The following is an 18,755-nucleotide window of genomic DNA, read 5'->3' on the forward strand; positions in this document are numbered from 1 at the left end:
GGCGAAGCGTTCCCACTTCACCTTTTTCGTTCGGTTCAAATCAACATTACATATTTGCTAAGCTATCGTTAATTGACTTAAGGACCGATGCAGGATCCACAGCCTGAGTAATCGGACGACCAATTACAAGGTAGTCAGAACCCGCTTGGATTGCATCTACTGGCGTCATGATGCGGCGTTGATCACCTTGCTCAGAGCCTGCTGGGCGGATACCTGGAGTGATTAGCTTAAATTCTTTTCCAAGTTCATTTTTAAGTAGAGATGACTCTTGCGCAGAGCACACTACGCCATCAAGACCAGCGTTCTTTGTCAGAGTTGCTAGGCGAATAACCTGCTCTTGAGGAGCGACGTTCAGACCGATTCCAGCAAGATCGCTCTGCTCCATGCTTGTTAACACTGTCACACCAATAAGTAGCGGGCGGTCTTTACCGTAAGGTTCAAGAATTTCACGCGATGCTGTCATCATGCGCTCGCCACCACTTGCGTGTACGTTCACCATCCATACGCCCAGTTCAGCTGCTGCGCGAACCGCTTTTGAACACGTATTCGGGATATCGTGAAACTTCAGATCTAGGAATACAGAGAAACCGCGTTTATGAAGCTCACGTACGAAATCAGGACCAAATAGCGTAAACATTTCTTTGCCTACTTTAAGGCGACATGACGCAGGATCAATTCTGTCTACAAACGCAAGCGCATCAGCTTGGTTATCATAATCCAGTGCGACAATAACTTTTTGGTCGATCATTTCATCTCCTAACTGTTTTTGGTTCTTATTAAATAAAGGTCAAAAAAATGCAGCGGACAGAAACTCTGCCAGCTGCATTAAAATTATTCACCGTCCAATCCTCGGATTGGCTTGATCGTCCCCCACCCTTTACACGATGGACAGTGCCAGTAAAGGGAATGAGTGGAGAAACCACATTTCCTGCATCGGTAGTGCGGTTTAACTTTTAATTGCTCACCAACCATCGCTTGTAGTGTAGAAAGGCTGTCTTTTGCACGACCATCTTCTGCTTCTGCAATATGGTAGTCAATAAGGCGGTAGAAGCCCTTCATAGTTGGGTTTTTCAATAGTTGTTTGGTTAGTAGTTCTTGTGCGGCTCCCACACTCTCATGGTGCGCAACTAACTGTGCCAACATCAATTCAGACGATACACCGGCTTTCTTATCGATACATGCTCGTAAAAATTCCACCAGCTCATCTTCTTGACCAAGGTGGTGATAACACTCAGCAATTGTTGGCAGTACATCACTAATAAAGTCTTTATCTTGCTCAAGCACGCCAGTCAGGTATTTGATGGTGTGTTTGTAGTCTTCTGATTCCAAGTACACGCGACCAAGAGCAATACTCGCACGGACACATTTAGGATCTTCTGAAAGTGCTTTCTTGAAATGTTGAATGGCTTTATTGGTATTGCCATCCGCTTGGTCAAGCATCGCCAGCTCACACCAGAAGTGCGCAATGTTAGCGCGAATACGAGTGCGTTTTTTGCCCATTTTCGCTAACTGGTTTGCGTAGTGAATCGCTTTTTCCCACTCACGGGTTTGTTGGTAAATAGTCACCAACTGTTGAAGGGCACTTTCACGATGGTCTGGCTCATCAACTAGCTGCTCAAAGATCTTCTCGGCACGGTCTAAAAAGCCGGAGGCCATGTAGTCTTTCGCCAGTTGCTGGAGAGCAAGGTTTTTCTGATCCAGAGTCAGACCAGAACGGGAAATCAGGTTTTGGTGGATACGAATTGCACGGTCGACTTCACCACGAGAACGAAAAAGATTACCTAACGCTAGGTGTGTATCTATCGTTTCGTTATCAACTTGGAGCAATTCAATAAAGTGGTCAACCGCCTTATCTGACTGATCAGATAAAAGCAGGTTAAGACCCGTCACGTACTGACGGGATATCTGATGAGATTGCTTCTGCTTGTCTTGCTGAGCGCTGCGATGCCCCATGTACCAGCCATAGGCGGCGGCTATCGGCAATAACAAGAAGAGTAGTTCAAGCATTAAAGTTAAGCCTTATCCTTATGCCTGTTTTGCTACTGCTGGTTTAGCAGGTTTCTCTGCTTCAGCGGGCTCATACTTTTTAAGTTTCTTTTTCAGACGACGAACCTGAAGTTGAGTCTTGAATTGGATGCTAGCAAAGATAACCCATGCCAGAGCAAAGCCAACCACAAAGACCACACCTAGTAGCGTTGATAAGTGGAATTCACCCTTCGCTAAAAGGTAATTGAAAGTCACGATCTCTTGGTTTTGAGAACCTAAAGCCAGTGCAATTAAAAAGAGAGCTAAAACAGCAACGATTTTTATAATTTTCATGTTACATCACCCTTCGAGGAGTAAGTAGGTAAGATTATGCAGTAAAATGTTTCTTCAGACCATGTATATTACCAATAATCTAGTTATAAAAAAGCGGCATACACGAGAGTATGCCGCTTTTTCAAACTAATAAGAGAGCCTTAGCCAACCATATTTACACGTTCACGAAGCTCTTTACCAGGTTTGAAGTGAGGAACGTATTTACCTTCCAACTCCACTTTATCGCCCGTTTTAGGGTTACGACCTACGCGAGGCTCGCGGTAATGAAGAGAAAAACTACCAAAGCCACGGATCTCGATACGGTCACCGCTCTCTAGTGTAGAAGCCATGTGCTCTAAAATATCTTTTACAGCATCTTCTACCTCTTTCGCTGATAAATGTGTTTGCTCAGCGCAGAGTCTTTCAATCAGTTCAGACTTAGTCATAGTTGCCCTCTTTGAGTATCTTTATCACTCATTATAGTAAGTAATACTAATTCCAACAAACACTTGCTATCAATTCTAGACAAATTTTACACAAAATGCGCAATCAAAAAATGTCTTTTTTTAGCATAGTTTATCAACATTAGTATTACTACTCGCAAAGTAGCAAGCATAAAAAAGGAGCCTTGCGGCTCCTTTTTAGCTTAAGCGAGTAAATTATTCGCCTTTAGCAGCTTTGAAAGCGTCAGCCATTGCATTACCAAAAGCAGCTTCGTCTTGCTTGTTGATAGATGCCATTGCTTCTTGCTCTTCAGCTTCATCTTTAGCTTTGATAGATAGGTTGATTACGCGGTTCTTACGGTCAACACCTGTGAACTTCGCTTCAACAACATCACCAGCGCTTAGGATTAGAGAAGCATCTTCTACGCGATCGCGAGATACTTCAGAAGCACGGATGTAGCCTTCAACGCCTTCTGCGATTTCAACTGTAGCGCCTTTAGCGTCAACAGCAGTTACAGTAGCGTTAACTAGAACACCTTTCTTGTTGTCAGCAACGTAAGCATTGAATGGGTCGTTTTCCATTTGCTTGATGCCTAGAGAGATGCGCTCACGCTCAGCGTCTACTGCTAGAACAACTGCAGAGATCTCGTCGCCTTTCTTGTACTCACGTACAGCTTCTTCGCCAGCAACATTCCAAGAAATGTCAGATAGGTGAACTAGACCGTCGATGCCGCCTTCTAGACCGATGAAGATACCGAAGTCAGTGATAGACTTGATCTTACCAGTAACTTTGTCGCCTTTAGCTTGTGCTTCAGCGAATGACTGCCATGGGTTAGCTTTACACTGTTTCAGACCTAGAGAGATACGACGACGTTCTTCGTCGATTTCAAGAACCATAACCTCAACTTCGTCGCCAACATTAACAACTTTAGAAGGGTGGATGTTCTTGTTAGTCCAATCCATTTCAGAAACGTGTACTAGACCTTCAACGCCTTCTTCGATTTCAACGAAGCAGCCGTAGTCAGTTAGGTTAGTTACGCGACCAGTTAGTTTGTGACCTTCTGGGTAACGCTTAGCGATTGCTACCCATGGATCTTCGCCTAGTTGCTTAAGACCTAGTGATACGCGAGTACGCTCACGGTCGAACTTAAGAACTTTAACTTGGATCTCGTCACCAACGTTAACGATTTCAGATGGGTGCTTAACACGCTTCCAAGCCATATCAGTGATATGTAGAAGACCGTCAACGCCACCTAGGTCAACGAACGCACCGTAGTCAGTAAGGTTCTTAACGATACCTTTAACTTCAGAACCTTCTTGTAGAGTTTCTAGAAGCTCGTCACGTTCAACGCTGTTCTCAGATTCGATAACTGCACGACGTGAAACAACTACGTTGTTACGTTTTTGGTCAAGTTTGATAACTTTGAACTCTAGCTCTTTGTTTTCTAGGTGAGCAGTGTCGCGGATTGGACGTACGTCTACTAGAGAGCCAGGAAGGAAAGCACGGATACCGTTTAGTTCAACAGTGAAACCGCCTTTAACTTTACCGTTGATGATACCAACAACAGTTTCAGCTTCTTCGTAAGCTTTCTCAAGAACGATCCAAGCTTCGTGACGCTTAGCTTTCTCACGAGAAAGTTGAGTTTCACCGAAACCATCTTCAACAGCGTCTAGAGCTACGTCTACTTCAGCGCCAACTTCAACTTCAAGTTCGCCAGCAGCGTTCTTGAACTGTTCAGCAGGGATAGCAGATTCAGACTTAAGACCAGCGTCAACAAGAACGAAACCGTTCTCGATAGCTACTACAGTACCTTTAACGATGCTGCCTTGTTGGAATTCTGTTTCGTTTAGAAACTCTTCAAAGAGTTGAGCAAAAGATTCAGTCATTTATTTAATCTTCAATAAATTAAACGTCCACGGGTATCCTACCGCATGGGGTTATTAAATTCGCCAATCATCATCCTTGCGACCGACGCTCTTAGCCTAGCCGAGCGTAATTACTCAGCTAGCTTCGATTCGATATATTGTAGTGCCTTTTCTACCACTTCGTCGATAGTCATCGACGTAGAATCTAGCACAAGCGCATCCTCTGCAGGGCGTAGTGGCGCCACTGGGCGGTTACGATCTCGATCGTCACGCTCTTGGATCTCGCTCAAAAGGTCAGCAAATCTAACATCTAACCCTTTATCTTGCAACTGTTTAAGGCGTCGATTTGCACGCTCTTCTGCGCTCGCATCAAGGAAAATTTTCGCTTGTGCACCCGTGAATACAACCGTACCCATGTCACGACCATCAGCAACAAGACCCGGAGCAGCCTCAAATGCACGCTGACGACGCAATAATGCTTCACGAACGCGTGGCAAAGCTGCCACTTTAGACGCCGCCATCCCAGTTTCTTCTTTACGAAGTTCACCAGAGACGTCTTCGCCTTCTAGAATCACTTTTACTAGGTCACCTTCAGCAACAAACTGCACGTCTAGATGAGTAGCAAGTGGAACAAGCGCATCTTCTGACTCAGTGTCTACGCCGTGGTGAATCGCTGCGAGTGCAAGTACACGATAAATTGCGCCAGAATCAAGAAGATGAAAGCCCAACTTCTTCGCCAGCAACATACATAAAGTGCCTTTACCTGCACCACTAGGTCCATCTACGGTAACAACCGGAGTTTGAGAGGACATGTTCTTCTCCACCTATAATTTCTTTTTCAGCAATTTGCTCGGTTTTCGAGGCGCGTATTATACGGGTAATTGCCTTTTGGAGCGAGTAAAAATGTCGTGTAAAGCATTACACCCAACGCGCACTTGGATTCACGCTATTGAGAAAAGTTCCAATAAAAAACGGCGAGAATTTTCACTCTCGCCGTTTTAAGTTTCACTCGTTATCTTATCGATTAGACAATCGGTTTTTGACCACGCTCTGCAAGTTTAAGCACGACACTGTCTGCCACTTTACCTGCAACACCAGCGAGCTTGTCTGCCAGTTTCTTCTTCTGCACGTAATGCACTGCTAGTACGGTTTTCTCTTTGCATGCAGCGACAACCAGATCGTCGGAAGTGCTGATTTCATCCACCAACCCTAGCTCTTTCGCTTGCGTACCAAACCAGTGCTCACCCGTTGCCACTTTTTCAAGCTCTAGATCTGGGCGACGCTCACGGATGAAGTCTTTAAATAGTACGTGTGTTTCTTCAAGTTCTTGCTTGAACTTATCGCGCGCTTTGTCAGTGTTCTCACCAAACATAGTCAGTGTGCGTTTGTACTCACCAGCCGTTAGCTGCTCGTACTCGATATCGTGCTTTTTCAACAGTTTGTTGAAGTTAGGGATCTGTGCGATAACACCGATAGAACCCACAATCGCAAACGGAGCTGAGACAATCTTGTCTGCCACACACGCCATCATGTAACCGCCACTTGCTGCAACTTTGTCGACAGAAATCGTCAGAGGCAGACCCGCTGCTTTGATTCGGTCAAGTTGAGAAGATGCCAAGCCATAACCATGAACCATGCCACCGCCAGACTCTAGACGCAGCAAAACCTCATCGCCTTCACGAGCGACAGCTAATACTGCAGTGATCTCTTCACGTAGCGAGCCTACTTCTTTTGCATCAATGCTGCCGTTGAAGTCCAACACGAACAGATGCGGTTCGCGCTTGCTATCGAGAGAACCTTCTTTGCTCGCTTGTTTGATTTCTTTCTCGCGAGATTTGTTCTTCTCTTTCTCTTCTTTCTTGACTGCTTTATCACGAGCTTTGATGAAAGCGTCATCGTGCAGGTGATGCTCCAACTGCTCTACCGCATCTTTATGACGTTCAGAAAGGTTGGTAACTTCCAATTCGCCTTTTGCTGCACCCGACTTACCACTCGCTGATTTTGCGATAATCAACAGCACAATTACTGCTGCAACAACGGTAACAATCTTAGCCAAAAACAGACCGTAATCTAATAAAAATTCCAATGAGAGTTCCTCTATCTCATACCAGTGATAGTCATCAATATGTTACGTAGAAAAATCAGAGAGAAGGCAAGAAAATCAGCAACCTCTTGTTCTGATTGATGGCGTTCAAATAACATACCGGACAACCGTTCTGGAATTGGTATAACACATGAATTGGTGTATTGTAACCAACTTGTCACGATTACCAAGATTTTCCATTGAGAAACAGGCGCATTTCTACATAAACGAACATGAAGCCTGTACGTCGGAACTAGATACAATAATAAGGATTAACTACCGTGAACTACTCCATTTCAGCAGATGCTCTAAAAGGTAAAGTCATTCTTGTCACTGGCGCAGGCAATGGTATCGGTCGCCAAGCCGCCCTTTCTTACGCTCAGCACGGTGCGACTGTGATTCTACTGGGTCGAAACGTTCAAAACCTTGAATCCATTTACGATGAAATCGAGTCTGCGGGCTACCCTCAACCAGCGATCATCCCACTCGATCTAAAAGGTGCAACAAAGCAACACTACATCGACATGGCAGAAACCATCGAAGGTCAATTTGGTCGTTTGGATGGTCTATTGCACAACGCCGGTGTTCTCAGCACGCTGTGTCCGTTTGAGCAAGTCAATGAAGAAGACTTCGACGATATCATGCAGATCAACGTGAAAGCGGAAGTACTGATGACTCAGGCACTACTACCGATCATGCGTAAATCAGAAGCGGGTCGTATTGTCTTTACCTCTTCAACCGTTGGTCACTCTGGTCGTGCTTTCTGGGGTCCATACGCTATTTCTAAGTTTGCTGTAGAAGGTATGATGCAAGTCTTGGCTGATGAGTTGAGTGATACACCAATACGTGTGAATGCAATTAACCCTGGTGCAACTCGTACTCGTATGCGTGAAAAAGCCTACCCAGGTGAAGATGCAAACACGTTAAAAACACCGCTGGACATCATGCCGCTTTACCTTCACTTGATGGACCCAGCAGTCACTGATGTAAACGGTCAGTGCATCGACGCTCAACCAAAGCGTAAATAACCCACTTAGGTTACCTCACATAATTGATTGAAAAGGCAGCAAATGCTGCCTTTTTTCGTATTTCTGCCTATAAAAATCTTGCGACTTTCCATCACAGAAATATACTGTATGTATATACAGGTATTTTATTTATGCAAGACATCATCCAACACTTAAAAAGCCAGCATCTTGTTTGGCAAGCAAATCTAACCAAAGCTGACGATCATCAGTTCCTTAATAGTTCTGGTTTTCCGGAGCTAGATGCTCTGCTTGGTGGCGGCTTTCCTCCTCACGGTGTGGTGGAAATGGAATCCATAGGCAGCATTGGCGAGCTGCGTTTGCTTGCGCCTTACTTAAAAGCATCCCTTTCGAGAGGAGTCACGGCATTCATTCAGCCACCAGCATTGATGAATTCATTGTTCCTACACGGCATTGGGCTAGACATCAACCAGGTGTGGGTGGTCACGCCTGAACATCAGCGCGATGCATTATGGGCAGCGGAGCAGTGCCTCAAGAGCGGTGTTTGTACCAACGTTTTGCTGTGGCAAGATGAGCTAGAGATCCACCAAGTAAAACGTCTGCAAGTGGCGAGCGAGCAAGGATCTTGCCCTCTGTTTATGCTCAAACCTAATATGACAAACCGCTTGTCTTTACCTGTTTCGTTGAGTCTGAAATTGCAAGGTCATGGACAAGGCGTTAGCGTGGAAGTTCTCAAACGAAAAGGCGGTTGGAGCAAAGGTAGTGTCGACATCAATTTCCAACACCACTACCCACAATTGGTGATGCCAACCACGACTCACATTCCATCAACTGTGGTCAATTTCCCATTGGCGAATCAAGGTTAGTGGTATGGCTTTGTGGATTTATTTGCACTTCCCTCGCCTGCAGCTAGACGCACTCTTTGGCGATAACCAAGAGCAACCCGTGGTGATTGTAGAAAGCCAACGTTGTCGGATCATTCAATACAACGAGATTGCCGAGCAACAAGGCATTAAACCAAATATGGGCTTGGGTAGTGCGGCTTCTTTGTGCCGAGATTTGCAAGTGCATCCTTATCATCCGCAAACCGAATTGAGCAAGTTACAAGAAATTGCGCAATGGCTGTATTTGATCACATCTGACGTCGTATTGATGCCAAACCAAGGTATTTTACTGCGCGCAACTCCAATGCTTAATCTGTATGAAGGGCTCCAAAACTATTGGAATAAAGTCAGAGCTCACTTATCGGAGCTGAAACTGAGTTTTCAATTCGGATGTGGCTTTTCGCCTTTTTCTGCCAAATTGATGGCATTAGCAGGGACGAACGTCATCAACGAAGACAAATCTGCCATACAACAAGCCTTATCGCCACTACCGTTAACACTGACAGATTTATCAAGCGCTACTGTAGAGAAGTTACAACGTGTAGGCGTCACCACACTGCAAGGCTTACTTGAACTGCCACTACAAGACATTGCACGCCGATTCGATATTGATTTGGTGAACTACGTTGGCCGACTGACTGGACAGTTTAAACACCCTGTCGACTTTTATCACCCTACCGAATCCTTCCAAGTTTATTTAGAACTGCTGTTTGAGATTGAAAACGTCCAATGGATTGAAAAGCCACTAGCTAAGTTGCTTCGTCAGCTCGAAACCTTTCTCAAGCTGCGTGATAAAGTCGCGTTTGAACTCTGTTTAACCCTCCACCAGCGAGACAAGCAAGCACAGCACCTTCCGCTCACATCCGCACAAGGTGATTACTTGTGCCAGCGTTGGCAACAGCTCGCGAGTTTGAGTTTGGAATCCGTCACGTTAAACGGTCCTGTTATCGGTCTGACGTTAAAAGTAGAACGCCAAGGTGAGCCTTTAAGTTCTGCACGCGATTTTTTTGCTGGGCAAAAAGGGCAAATGAACGCATTAGAACTGCTCTCTTTACTGCAAGCTAAATTGGGCAAAAGCGCAATACTCAAACCCAATATTGCCTGCGATCCAAGACCAGAGAAAGCTAGCCAATATCGCCCAGCCGATGAGCCAGATGTCTCAATTAACACCGTTCCTGCTCTACTGCGCCCCGCGATGCAATTGCCCGCACCTATCGCGCTACAAGAGCAAATATCTCTAGTACATGGACCTGAGCGTATTGTCTCTGGATGGTGGGATGGTGATGAGATCATGCGTGATTATTACATTGCGCACACCAAGCAAGGTCGCTGGTTATGGGTATTTCGCGATCAGCACAAACATTGGTTTCTCCATGGCTATTTTTGTTAAATCGACAGTTATTTTTATTAGATCGTTATGAGTTACGCAGAACTGTTTTGTCAGTCCAACTTCTCCTTTCTCACTGGCGCTTCTCATGCAGAAGAATTAGTGTTGCAGGCGGCGTTTTATCGCTATCAAGCCATTGCAATCACCGATGAGTGCTCCGTCGCGGGCATTGTGAAAGCCCATACGACCATCGAGCAGCATAAACTCGACATCAAGCAAATTGTCGGCAGCATGTTTTGGCTCAATGATGAGTGCCAAGTGGTGCTGCTTTGTCCTTGTCGTAAAGCTTATGCAGAGCTGTGCCGGATCATCACTAATGCAAGACGACGTAGCGAGAAAGGCAGTTATCAATTGTCTGAATGGGACTTGATGTCGATTCGTCACTGTTTAGTACTGTGGCTCCCTACTCATCAAGAAAGCGACCATTATTGGGGGCGCTGGCTCCAACAACACCACGCCCATCGATTATGGGTCGCGATTCAACGTCATTTAGACAGCGACGATAATGCCTACACCACACACTGTGAGTTACTGGCAAGCGAGTTCGAATTACCAATTACCGCTTGTGGTGGCGTCTTAATGCATGCGGTTGAGCGCTTACCATTGCAACATGTCTTAACCGCCGTAAAAGATAGTTGTAGCGTCGACAAGCTTGGCTTTGGTCGTTTATCTAATGCCGAGCGAGCACTGCGTCCATTGAACAAACTGTCTCGAATTTACAAATCCGAATGGCTAGCAGAAAGCACTCATATTGCGAGCTTGTGCGCATTTAAGCTTTCAGAGCTGAAATACGAATACCCAACAGAACTGATTCCGGACGGTTACACTCCTACTACTTATCTACGTATGTTGGTCGAGCGTGGTAAAAAGCGACGTTTTCCTGAGGGCGTACCCTCAGACATTCATCAAACCATTGAGAATGAATTAACACTCATTGAAGAGCTGCAATATCACTATTACTTTCTCACCATTCACGACATTGTGATGTTTGCTAAACAACAAGGCATTCTCTATCAAGGGCGAGGTTCCGCAGCGAACTCGGTGGTATGCTACTGCTTAGAAATCACTGCCGTCGATCCTAGGCAAATCTCGGTCCTGTTCGAACGCTTTATTAGCCGAGAAAGAAAAGAACCGCCAGACATTGATGTCGACTTTGAACACGAGCGCCGTGAAGAAGTCATTCAATATATTTACAAAAAGTACGGGCGCGAGCGTGCCGCTCTGGCAGCCACCGTTATCAGCTATCGCTTTAAAAGTGCCGTGCGTGAAGTAGGCAAAGCGTTGGGGATTGAAGAGACTCAATTGGATTTCTTCATCAAAAACGTTAATCGACGTGATCGCAGCCAAGGTTGGCAAGCGCAAATCATCGAATTAGGATTGCAGCCAGAGTCGTTAAAAGGTCAGCAGTTTATCCAGTTGGTGAACGAGATCATTGGCTTTCCGCGCCATTTATCCCAACACGTAGGCGGCTTTGTGATTTCTTCTGGTCCTTTGTACGAACTGGTGCCTGTTGAGAATGCTTCGATGGAAGATCGCACCATTATTCAATGGGATAAAGATGATTTAGAAAGTTTAAAACTACTGAAAGTCGACGTCCTCGCGCTCGGCATGTTAAACGCGATCCGTAAATGCTTTCAATTGGTCGAGAAACACCATCAGCGATCACTGTCGATTGCCGAGATCACGCGATTGCAAGACGATCCGTACGTGTATCGTATGATCCAAAAAGCCGATACCGTTGGTGTGTTCCAAATTGAGTCTCGCGCGCAAATGAGCATGCTGCCGCGTTTAAAACCCGCGCGTTACTATGACTTGGTGGTGCAAATTGCCATTGTTCGCCCGGGTCCAATTCAAGGTGATATGGTGCATCCGTTTTTAAAACGACGAAATGGTGAAGAGCCAATCAGCTATCCATCAGAAGAAGTGAAAAGCGTACTAGAGCGCACTATGGGCGTGCCGATTTTCCAAGAACAAGTAATCAAACTGGCGATGGTAGCGGCAGGATTTAGTGGTGGTGAAGCCGATCAATTACGCCGTGCAATGGCGGCATGGAAGAAGAACGGCGATCTTGCCAAGTTCAAACCTAAGCTGATCGACGGAATGCGTGAGCGAGGCTATGACTTGGAATTTGCTGAGCGCATCTTCGACCAAATCTGCGGCTTTGGTGAGTATGGCTTCCCGGAAAGTCACTCGGCCTCTTTTGCTGTGCTAGCTTACTGCTCTGCATGGTTGAAATATTACTACCCTGCTGAGTTCTATACTGCCCTACTCAACAGCCAACCGATGGGCTTTTATAGCCCTTCACAATTGATTCAAGATGCGCGCCGACACGGTGTTGAAGTGCTGCCTGTTTGCATCAATCATTCCTCCTATCAGCACCATTTGGTCAAACGTCCGAATGGTCGCCTTGGTGTGCAACTGGGTTTTCGCTTAGTAAAGAGCTTTAATCAGGAAAGCGCCTTTCGGCTAGTTGAACGACGACCAAACTCCGGCTATCGCGCTATCCAAGAGGTGAAGCAAATCTTAAGAAACCGCCGCGACATTGAGTTACTCGCTTCTGCTAATGCGTTTCAAATCCTTTCAGGTAATCGCTATAACGCTCGCTGGGCAGCGATGGATTCACTATCAGACTTACCTTTATTCCATCACATGGAAGAGCCAATGGTAAGTTACCAGGCTCAGCCTTCTGAATACGAGAACTTAGTTGAAGATTATGCCAGTACCGGACTATCACTAAGTCGCCATCCGATTACGTTGCTGGAAGAAGCTGGTAAGTTACCGCGTTTTACTCGGATGAAGCAGTTAGTCGAAAAAGAGCATAAATCTTTAGTGACGGTTGTCGGTGTTGTCACAGGCAGACAATCTCCCGGCACCGCTGCTGGCGTGACCTTTTTCACTTTGGAAGACGATACAGGCAACATCAATGTGGTGGTATGGCGAGCAACAGCACGCGCCCAAAAGCAAGCTTATCTCACTTCAAAGGTGTTGATGGTCAAAGGAATTTTAGAGCGTGAAGGCGAAGTCACGCACGTGATCGCAGGTAGGCTCATCGATTGCACGCACAATCTTGCTGAGCTGAAAAGTAAATCACGCGACTTCCATTAAGCAATCATGTTTTAGAGGTAGGAAAAGGCATTGCACCGAAAAAAGTAAAGGGAGGTCAAGCCTCCCTTTTTGATTCTGCTGAATTAATCTTCAGTCATCGTTTCCGTACGCTTAGTCTTGTATTTCCTATACAGTAACAAGGATAAAGTCATGATGACTTTCGATGTTAACCATATCATTAAACGGAAGTACCCTATATTGATAAGTCTAAATAGACTCATAGGTGAAAAGTGACGCGATATACTTTACATATTTCATTCTCAGAAATATGTAAAACAGTTTAGCAATCACCGTTCAATTAATCACCTATCCTTATGGATTAATTTAGGGCTCACTGATTAATTCTACGTATATAAAACTTGACGCATTCTGTCTTGTGCAACTTCAACCAAAAGATCAGGCTGGAACTTAGAAATAAAGCGATCACACCCCACTTTTTGCACCATGGCTTCGTTGAAGCTACCACTTAAAGATGTGTTCAAGGTGATAAACAACTTGGACATTCTAGAATCAGAACGCACTTCATGAGTCAGCCTATACCCGTCCATCTCTGGCATTTCCGCATCCGTAATCATCATCAGCAATTCTTTTTCGATGTCTTTGCCTTCATCACACCAACGTTTAAGAACCGTTAATGCTTCTAAACCGTCGCGACATTCGATGATGTTCAAACCAAGCTGAGATAAGGTGTCTCTTACCTGATTACGCGCGGTTGATGAATCATCAACAATGAGGACATTTTGTCCAATCATCGCTTGAGCCAGTTCTCGATCTAGTATGCCGTCAGAGATGGTCACGTCATAATGAACGATTTCAGCCAGTACTTTTTCTACATCAATAATTTCAACGATTTGAGATGAATCCCCATCTTTCACTTGGGTGATAGCAGTTAGGTAGTTAGAGCGTCCTGATGTAGATGGTGGCGGCTGAATCTCAGTCCATGCAGTATTGATGATGTTGCGAACCGGTCCTACAAGGAAACCTTGAATAGAACGGTTGTACTCGGTGATGATCAAGTTCTCTTCTTCAACTTCACCACGCAATGGAGGGAAACCGATCGAGCAACGTAAATCAATCACAGGCACAGCTTCGCCACGCAAAGATGCCACACCACGAATGTTATAGTGAGAACCTGGCAGCTTAGTAAGCGGAGGCAGTTTGATCACCTCTTTCACTTTAAAAACGTTAATCGCAAATAACTGGCGACTATTTAGCGTGAACAGCAAAAGCTCTAGTCGGTTTTCACCTACTAGATTTGTACGCTGATCAACCGTATTTAACACTCCGGACATACCACTACCTAACTTTGAACGACTACCTTTCACTCTTTATAGAAAACTGTGTTGGAACAACAAAGTAATACTTTTTTATGAGTGTTCTACAATACTTACGAAAATTACATTAATGCTATTGATATAGCAATGAAGCAGCGCTCAGATTCGAGTTTTCTCTGCTCATATGATCAAAAAAGGGCGAACCTTCCTGTTCACCCTCTGTAAATGCCCTATTTTGATGTCAGAAAAATTAACCTTCAATCACCTTCATCAACAACTGACCGTCGTACAGTGCTTGCTTAATCAAAGCCGCTCCCGGCATGGTCGCTTGTTTATAGAAACGAGACTCCACCAGTTCAAGGTCTTGGTGGTAAACCGGCAAACTTTGTTCTTCAATACAACGACGAACAGCAGGATAAAGCACCTCTTTCGCTTGGTTGATCACCCCACCAATTAAGATCTTTTCTGGGTTAAATAGGTTAATAACAATCGCAATGGCAGAGCCTAAGTAACGGCCAAGCTTCTCGATAACATCAACAGCCAGAGGGTCGCCATTTGCAGCCGCCTCACAGATACTTTCAATGCTCATTTCTTCTTGTTCAGCAAGAACTGAAGCTTCACCTTGAGCAATACGAGTCACAACCTCTTCTCGAATCGCTTGTGAGCTGGCAACGGTTTCAAGACAACCAATATTGCCGCAATGGCAACGTTTGCCATTCGGATCGATTTGGATATGACCGAGTTCACCGATGTTACCGTGTCGACCTTGTAGCACTCGACCATCCAAGATAATACCTGCGCCTAAGCCGTGGTGAATAGAGATAAGAACCGAGTTGTCGTTGTCTTGTGAATGACCAAACAGTTTCTCTGCTAGTGCCCATGCACGCGTATCGTTGGCAATAAAAACCGGTAAGCCTGTTGCTTTGTATATTTCAGGACCTAACGCTAGGTTCTCAACATTGTAATGCGGCATTTGCAACACGATACCCTGCTCTGAGTTCACTAGACCGGGCAGAGTAATCGCAATACTGGTAACACGATCAAGTTGGTCGGCGTAGGTTTGGAAGAATTCATCAATTTCGTAGAGTAAACGTTCCAGCACATCATCTTGGTCACGTTCGTGGATATCGATTTTGGTATCGATAAGAACGTCACCGCCAAGCTCGTGCAGTGCAATCGTCAAGTAGCCTCGACCTAAACGCATCGACAAGAATTGCCAACCTTCATTATTGACCTGTAACCCCACCGCAGGACGACCGCGACTGGTTGCTTCCTGTACCGTTGTTTCATGGATCAGGTGGGCTTCAATCAATTCTCGAGTGATCTTAGTGATACTCGCAGGCGCAAGCTCACTTTGCTTGGATAAATCGATTCGAGATATTGGACCCTTTAGGTCAATTAGTTTGTATACACGACCAGCATTGACCTGTTTGATATGATCAATATGGCCCGGTTGAGCCATGTACATCTTGCACTCCGAAATTCTATAACGGGATAATTTTTTTACTTTGCGAAGTAATTGTGAAGTGAATTGATAAATCCCCGTGACAAGCATCACGTATAAACATGTTTGTTTGTGTATTCAATCAAATAACTAGAAATCGACTCCTGTTAAATTGTTTGAAAAATGACTTATTTTATTCATCAAATTAGGTCACAACACCTGTGTGTTGATGTTTTTTCAGCACTTTGACCTAAATGCCAACAATCCGCGCATACTGTGCATATACTTAGCGAGAATAGAATTCGAGTTATCTAGTCCTACACCTGCATTCTTCGGAGAATCTATGACTTCCATATTAAGAAGAACCAAAATTGTTACAACGCTTGGCCCTTCAACAGATAAAGACAATGTCCTTGAGGATATCATCAAAGCTGGCGCAAACGTCGTCCGTATGAACTTTTCTCACGGTACCAGAGAAGACCACAAAGTCAGAGCTGAAAAAGTAAGAGCGATAGCGGCAAGACTCGGGCGACAGGTTGCTATTTTAGGAGATCTTCAAGGCCCCAAAATTCGCGTATCCACGTTTAAAGAGGGGAAAATAACTCTTGCCGTGGGTGACAAATTTACCTTAGACAGCGATCTCCCAAGGGGCGAAGGTAACCAAGAAGCTGTTGGACTTGATTACAAAGAGCTTCCACAAGATGTCACCACTAATGACATTCTATTATTGGACGATGGCCGTGTACAACTACAGGTAACGAAAGTTGAAGGTAATAAAGTCCATACTCGAGTGACCGTAGGTGGCCCTCTTTCGAACAATAAGGGCATTAATAAAAAAGGTGGTGGCTTATCTGCCGATGCCCTTACGGATAAAGACAAAGCCGATATATTGACGGCTGCGGAGATCAAAGTCGATTACTTAGCAATATCTTTCCCTCGTAATGGGGAGGATATGCACTATGCCCGTCGACTCGCACGAGACGCTGGATTGGAAGCAAAATTGGTCGCTAAGGTCGAGCGCGCCGAAACTGTCGCAAGCAACGACTCTATTGATGACATTATCAAGGCTTCTGATGTAGTAATGGTTGCACGTGGTGACCTCGGTGTAGAGATCGGAGACCCAGAACTAATTGGCGTACAAAAGAAACTTATTCGCCGTGCTCGTAGCCTAAACCGACTTGTCATTACAGCAACCCAAATGATGGAATCGATGATGGCAAACCCAATGCCAACACGTGCTGAAGTTATGGACGTAGCCAACGCAGTATTAGATGGAACAGATGCCGTTATGCTATCGGGAGAGACAGCAGCAGGCCTCTACCCGGTAGAGACGGTTAAATCCATGGCCGAGGTGTGCATGGGTGCTGAGAAGATGTCAGAAGCAAATCACTCTAGTTACCGCTTAGACCGAACTTTTGAAACGGCTGAAGAAACCATTTCAATGTCGACGATGTATGCTGCCAACCATATGGAAGGCATCAAAGCGATGATCGCATTAACCGAATCTGGCCGAACAGCATTGATGATGTCTCGATTAAGCTCTGGTCTGCCGATATTTGCTCTTTCGCGAAATGAATCGACCCTCAACCGCGCAGCGTTATACAGAGGGGTAACGCCAGTATACTTTGATTCCAAAGGTGATGTTGGGCTTACAACAGCACATGCTGCGATTGAGACTCTCAAAGAGCAAGGCCTATTACACGAGGGTGATTTAGTGATTATTACCCAAGGCGATGTAATGGACGTGGTAGGTTCAACGAACTGTATGCGAATCTTATCGGCTTAGGGCTAACCTATCGCTAGGCTCAATATTCTCAGCGAGTATTGAGCCTATTTTAAGCCCTTTCCAAACCATCCGATTTGAGTTCATCATAGAGGCTGATTAAGTTGAACCCGGCTTGAAGTCCCAGTTGATAGTCGTGCTCCAAATCCTCGGGCTCACTCAACAGTGAAGACGCCCTCAATTCCTCTTTTGGAGCCACTTGCAAAATAAACGTGTCATCGGGTGGGTTCGCTAAAAACTCTTGGGTCAACTCGTATGTCTGATAATGAATCATCAGCATGTCTGCGAGGCCAGAGTCAAAGTGCTCACCAATCAAATGACTCAGGCGATATAGGTTATCTGCACCAAACAACCAACGCCCACCGTTTAATAACTTATGTCCCGGCATTTTAGTTTGATGAGCAGCCGCCACTTTCTGCTGTAAAAAGCTGCTCCAATCTTCTTTCCATTGCTCAACTCGCTGCTGCCAAGTATCTTGAACTGAATTGAATGACTCTCGATACCACTCAACATGTTGACCAGTTTCACTCTCTTTAGCTTGAGCCGGAGAGAATGGCTCAGTCCTTATCACAATGATATTGCGAGCATTTTGACGCCAAGCTTCTTGCACCGGAATGGAAGCAGAAACCCCACCGTCCACATACTGTGAGCCATCAATGTTAACGATTCCTTGATATAGCTTGGGAATCGCACAAGTCGCGATCATAGTTTCGAACCAGCGTTTTCCTAGCATAGGTAAATAACGGTCAGATAAAGAATGCGTATCGGTGACCGCAGCAAATGCCCTTCGGTGACCAAGAGAGCGGTGTCCCAAATCGAGATCGAGTTTATATGGGTATTCTTGGATACGTTCTAACGCCCATTCGAGCCCTAAGTACTGCTTCTTACGGATATATCCGAATAAGTTAAAGAATTCTGTTGAAGTCGTAAGATCGGTAATAAACGCTTTTCCCATCCCATGCTGACGACATAAAAACGCACACAAGTTGAGGGCACCCGCGGAAGTACCATAAAATTCATCGAAAGGATCGAAGTTGGAGAGTAGAAATGCATCCAACACACCAGCGGTAAAAATCCCTCTCTGGCCGCCACCTTGAGCGACCAAAGCTGTTTTCCCTTGCCAATAGTGCTCATAAACTGAGAATTCAAGCTCTATGTGGCTGTCTGTGATAATACCGCTGTTGCGTATCATAGGCTCAACC

General features: G+C 45.2%; 15 protein-coding genes. 5 read left to right on the forward strand and 10 right to left on the reverse strand.

Going from position 1 to position 18,755, the window contains the following annotated elements; translation table 11 throughout:
* Positions 1 to 46: 46 nt before the first annotated feature.
* The 7 genes from pyrF to sohB form a co-directional block, all read right to left on the reverse strand.
* Positions 47 to 748, reverse strand: coding sequence for an orotidine-5'-phosphate decarboxylase (gene pyrF, locus J4N37_RS10660; RefSeq protein ID WP_005444860.1), 702 nt, complete (start codon positions 746 to 748; stop codon positions 47 to 49).
* An 83-nt stretch (positions 749 to 831) separates the two neighbouring features.
* A complete protein-coding gene (lapB, locus tag J4N37_RS10665; RefSeq protein ID WP_005444858.1) occupies positions 832 to 2,007 on the reverse strand; it encodes a lipopolysaccharide assembly protein LapB in 1,176 nt (391 codons plus the stop codon).
* Positions 2,008 to 2,025: 18 nt separating this feature from the next.
* The gene (locus tag J4N37_RS10670) at positions 2,026 to 2,319 is read right to left on the reverse strand and encodes a lipopolysaccharide assembly protein LapA domain-containing protein (protein ID WP_005444857.1); all 294 of its coding nucleotides are present in this window, start codon (positions 2,317 to 2,319) and stop codon (positions 2,026 to 2,028) included.
* Between the two features lie 140 nt (positions 2,320 to 2,459).
* The gene (ihfB, locus tag J4N37_RS10675; protein WP_005444856.1) at positions 2,460 to 2,744 is read right to left on the reverse strand and encodes an integration host factor subunit beta; all 285 of its coding nucleotides are present in this window, start codon (positions 2,742 to 2,744) and stop codon (positions 2,460 to 2,462) included.
* Between the two features lie 213 nt (positions 2,745 to 2,957).
* Complete coding sequence (rpsA, locus tag J4N37_RS10680; RefSeq protein ID WP_005444855.1) at positions 2,958 to 4,628, reverse strand: 30S ribosomal protein S1; 1,671 nt, start codon at positions 4,626 to 4,628, stop codon at positions 2,958 to 2,960.
* Between the two features lie 110 nt (positions 4,629 to 4,738).
* Positions 4,739 to 5,419, reverse strand: a complete 681-nt coding sequence (gene cmk, locus J4N37_RS10685; protein ID WP_005444854.1) for a (d)CMP kinase — start codon at positions 5,417 to 5,419, stop codon at positions 4,739 to 4,741.
* 212 nt (positions 5,420 to 5,631) lie between these two features.
* The gene (gene sohB, locus J4N37_RS10690) at positions 5,632 to 6,693 is read right to left on the reverse strand and encodes a protease SohB (protein ID WP_005444853.1); all 1,062 of its coding nucleotides are present in this window, start codon (positions 6,691 to 6,693) and stop codon (positions 5,632 to 5,634) included.
* 278 nt (positions 6,694 to 6,971) lie between these two features.
* On the opposite strand from sohB, the gene J4N37_RS10695 reads away from it, so the two are divergent.
* The 4 genes from J4N37_RS10695 to J4N37_RS10710 all read left to right on the forward strand — a co-directional run bounded on the left by J4N37_RS10695 (position 6,972) and on the right by J4N37_RS10710 (position 13,052).
* Positions 6,972 to 7,718 (forward strand): YciK family oxidoreductase, encoded by a 747-nt coding sequence (locus J4N37_RS10695; protein WP_017189398.1) that lies wholly within the window; start codon positions 6,972 to 6,974, stop codon positions 7,716 to 7,718.
* A gap of 131 nt (positions 7,719 to 7,849) precedes the next feature.
* A complete protein-coding gene (gene imuA / locus J4N37_RS10700; protein WP_009701881.1) occupies positions 7,850 to 8,542 on the forward strand; it encodes a translesion DNA synthesis-associated protein ImuA in 693 nt (230 codons plus the stop codon).
* 4 nt (positions 8,543 to 8,546) lie between these two features.
* Entirely contained in the window at positions 8,547 to 9,950 is a 1,404-nt protein-coding gene (locus tag J4N37_RS10705) for a Y-family DNA polymerase (RefSeq protein ID WP_045489575.1), read from the forward strand.
* Between the two features lie 27 nt (positions 9,951 to 9,977).
* Positions 9,978 to 13,052 (forward strand): error-prone DNA polymerase, encoded by a 3,075-nt coding sequence (locus J4N37_RS10710; RefSeq protein WP_252040892.1) that lies wholly within the window; start codon positions 9,978 to 9,980, stop codon positions 13,050 to 13,052.
* A 344-nt stretch (positions 13,053 to 13,396) separates the two neighbouring features.
* Here the strand turns inward: J4N37_RS10710 and J4N37_RS10715 are convergent, their stop codons facing one another.
* Complete coding sequence (locus tag J4N37_RS10715; RefSeq protein ID WP_005444843.1) at positions 13,397 to 14,344, reverse strand: chemotaxis protein CheV; 948 nt, start codon at positions 14,342 to 14,344, stop codon at positions 13,397 to 13,399.
* Between the two features lie 232 nt (positions 14,345 to 14,576).
* Complete coding sequence (mlc, locus tag J4N37_RS10720; RefSeq protein ID WP_005444840.1) at positions 14,577 to 15,794, reverse strand: sugar metabolism global transcriptional regulator Mlc; 1,218 nt, start codon at positions 15,792 to 15,794, stop codon at positions 14,577 to 14,579.
* A gap of 319 nt (positions 15,795 to 16,113) precedes the next feature.
* On the opposite strand from mlc, the gene pyk reads away from it, so the two are divergent.
* The gene (pyk, locus tag J4N37_RS10725) at positions 16,114 to 17,556 is read left to right on the forward strand and encodes a pyruvate kinase (RefSeq protein WP_252040894.1); all 1,443 of its coding nucleotides are present in this window, start codon (positions 16,114 to 16,116) and stop codon (positions 17,554 to 17,556) included.
* A gap of 49 nt (positions 17,557 to 17,605) precedes the next feature.
* Here the strand turns inward: pyk and J4N37_RS10730 are convergent, their stop codons facing one another.
* Entirely contained in the window at positions 17,606 to 18,745 is a 1,140-nt protein-coding gene (locus tag J4N37_RS10730; protein WP_038882774.1) for a patatin-like phospholipase family protein, read from the reverse strand.
* Positions 18,746 to 18,755 lie beyond the last annotated feature (10 nt).

It is taken from the genome of Vibrio sp. SCSIO 43153, assembly GCF_023716625.1.
Classification (GTDB): Bacteria; Pseudomonadota; Gammaproteobacteria; order Enterobacterales; family Vibrionaceae; genus Vibrio; species Vibrio rotiferianus.

Excerpts from the sequence above, each read along its gene's own strand:
- rpsA (WP_005444855.1), bottom strand. The coding sequence starts at position 4,628 with ATGACTGAATCTTTTGCTCAACTCTTTGAAGAGTTTCTAAACGAAACA.
- pyk (WP_252040894.1), top strand. The coding sequence starts at position 16,114 with ATGACTTCCATATTAAGAAGAACCAAAATTGTTACAACGCTTGGCCCT.
- J4N37_RS10715 (WP_005444843.1), bottom strand. The coding sequence starts at position 14,344 with ATGTCCGGAGTGTTAAATACGGTTGATCAGCGTACAAATCTAGTAGGT.
- pyrF (WP_005444860.1), bottom strand. The coding sequence starts at position 748 with ATGATCGACCAAAAAGTTATTGTCGCACTGGATTATGATAACCAAGCT.
- J4N37_RS10710 (WP_252040892.1), top strand. The coding sequence starts at position 9,978 with ATGAGTTACGCAGAACTGTTTTGTCAGTCCAACTTCTCCTTTCTCACT.
- ihfB (WP_005444856.1), bottom strand. The coding sequence starts at position 2,744 with ATGACTAAGTCTGAACTGATTGAAAGACTCTGCGCTGAGCAAACACAT.
- mlc (WP_005444840.1), bottom strand. The coding sequence starts at position 15,794 with ATGTACATGGCTCAACCGGGCCATATTGATCATATCAAACAGGTCAAT.
- J4N37_RS10730 (WP_038882774.1), bottom strand. The coding sequence starts at position 18,745 with ATGATACGCAACAGCGGTATTATCACAGACAGCCACATAGAGCTTGAA.
- imuA (WP_009701881.1), top strand. The coding sequence starts at position 7,850 with ATGCAAGACATCATCCAACACTTAAAAAGCCAGCATCTTGTTTGGCAA.
- cmk (WP_005444854.1), bottom strand. The coding sequence starts at position 5,419 with ATGTCCTCTCAAACTCCGGTTGTTACCGTAGATGGACCTAGTGGTGCA.
- J4N37_RS10670 (WP_005444857.1), bottom strand. The coding sequence starts at position 2,319 with ATGAAAATTATAAAAATCGTTGCTGTTTTAGCTCTCTTTTTAATTGCA.
- lapB (WP_005444858.1), bottom strand. The coding sequence starts at position 2,007 with ATGCTTGAACTACTCTTCTTGTTATTGCCGATAGCCGCCGCCTATGGC.
- J4N37_RS10705 (WP_045489575.1), top strand. The coding sequence starts at position 8,547 with ATGGCTTTGTGGATTTATTTGCACTTCCCTCGCCTGCAGCTAGACGCA.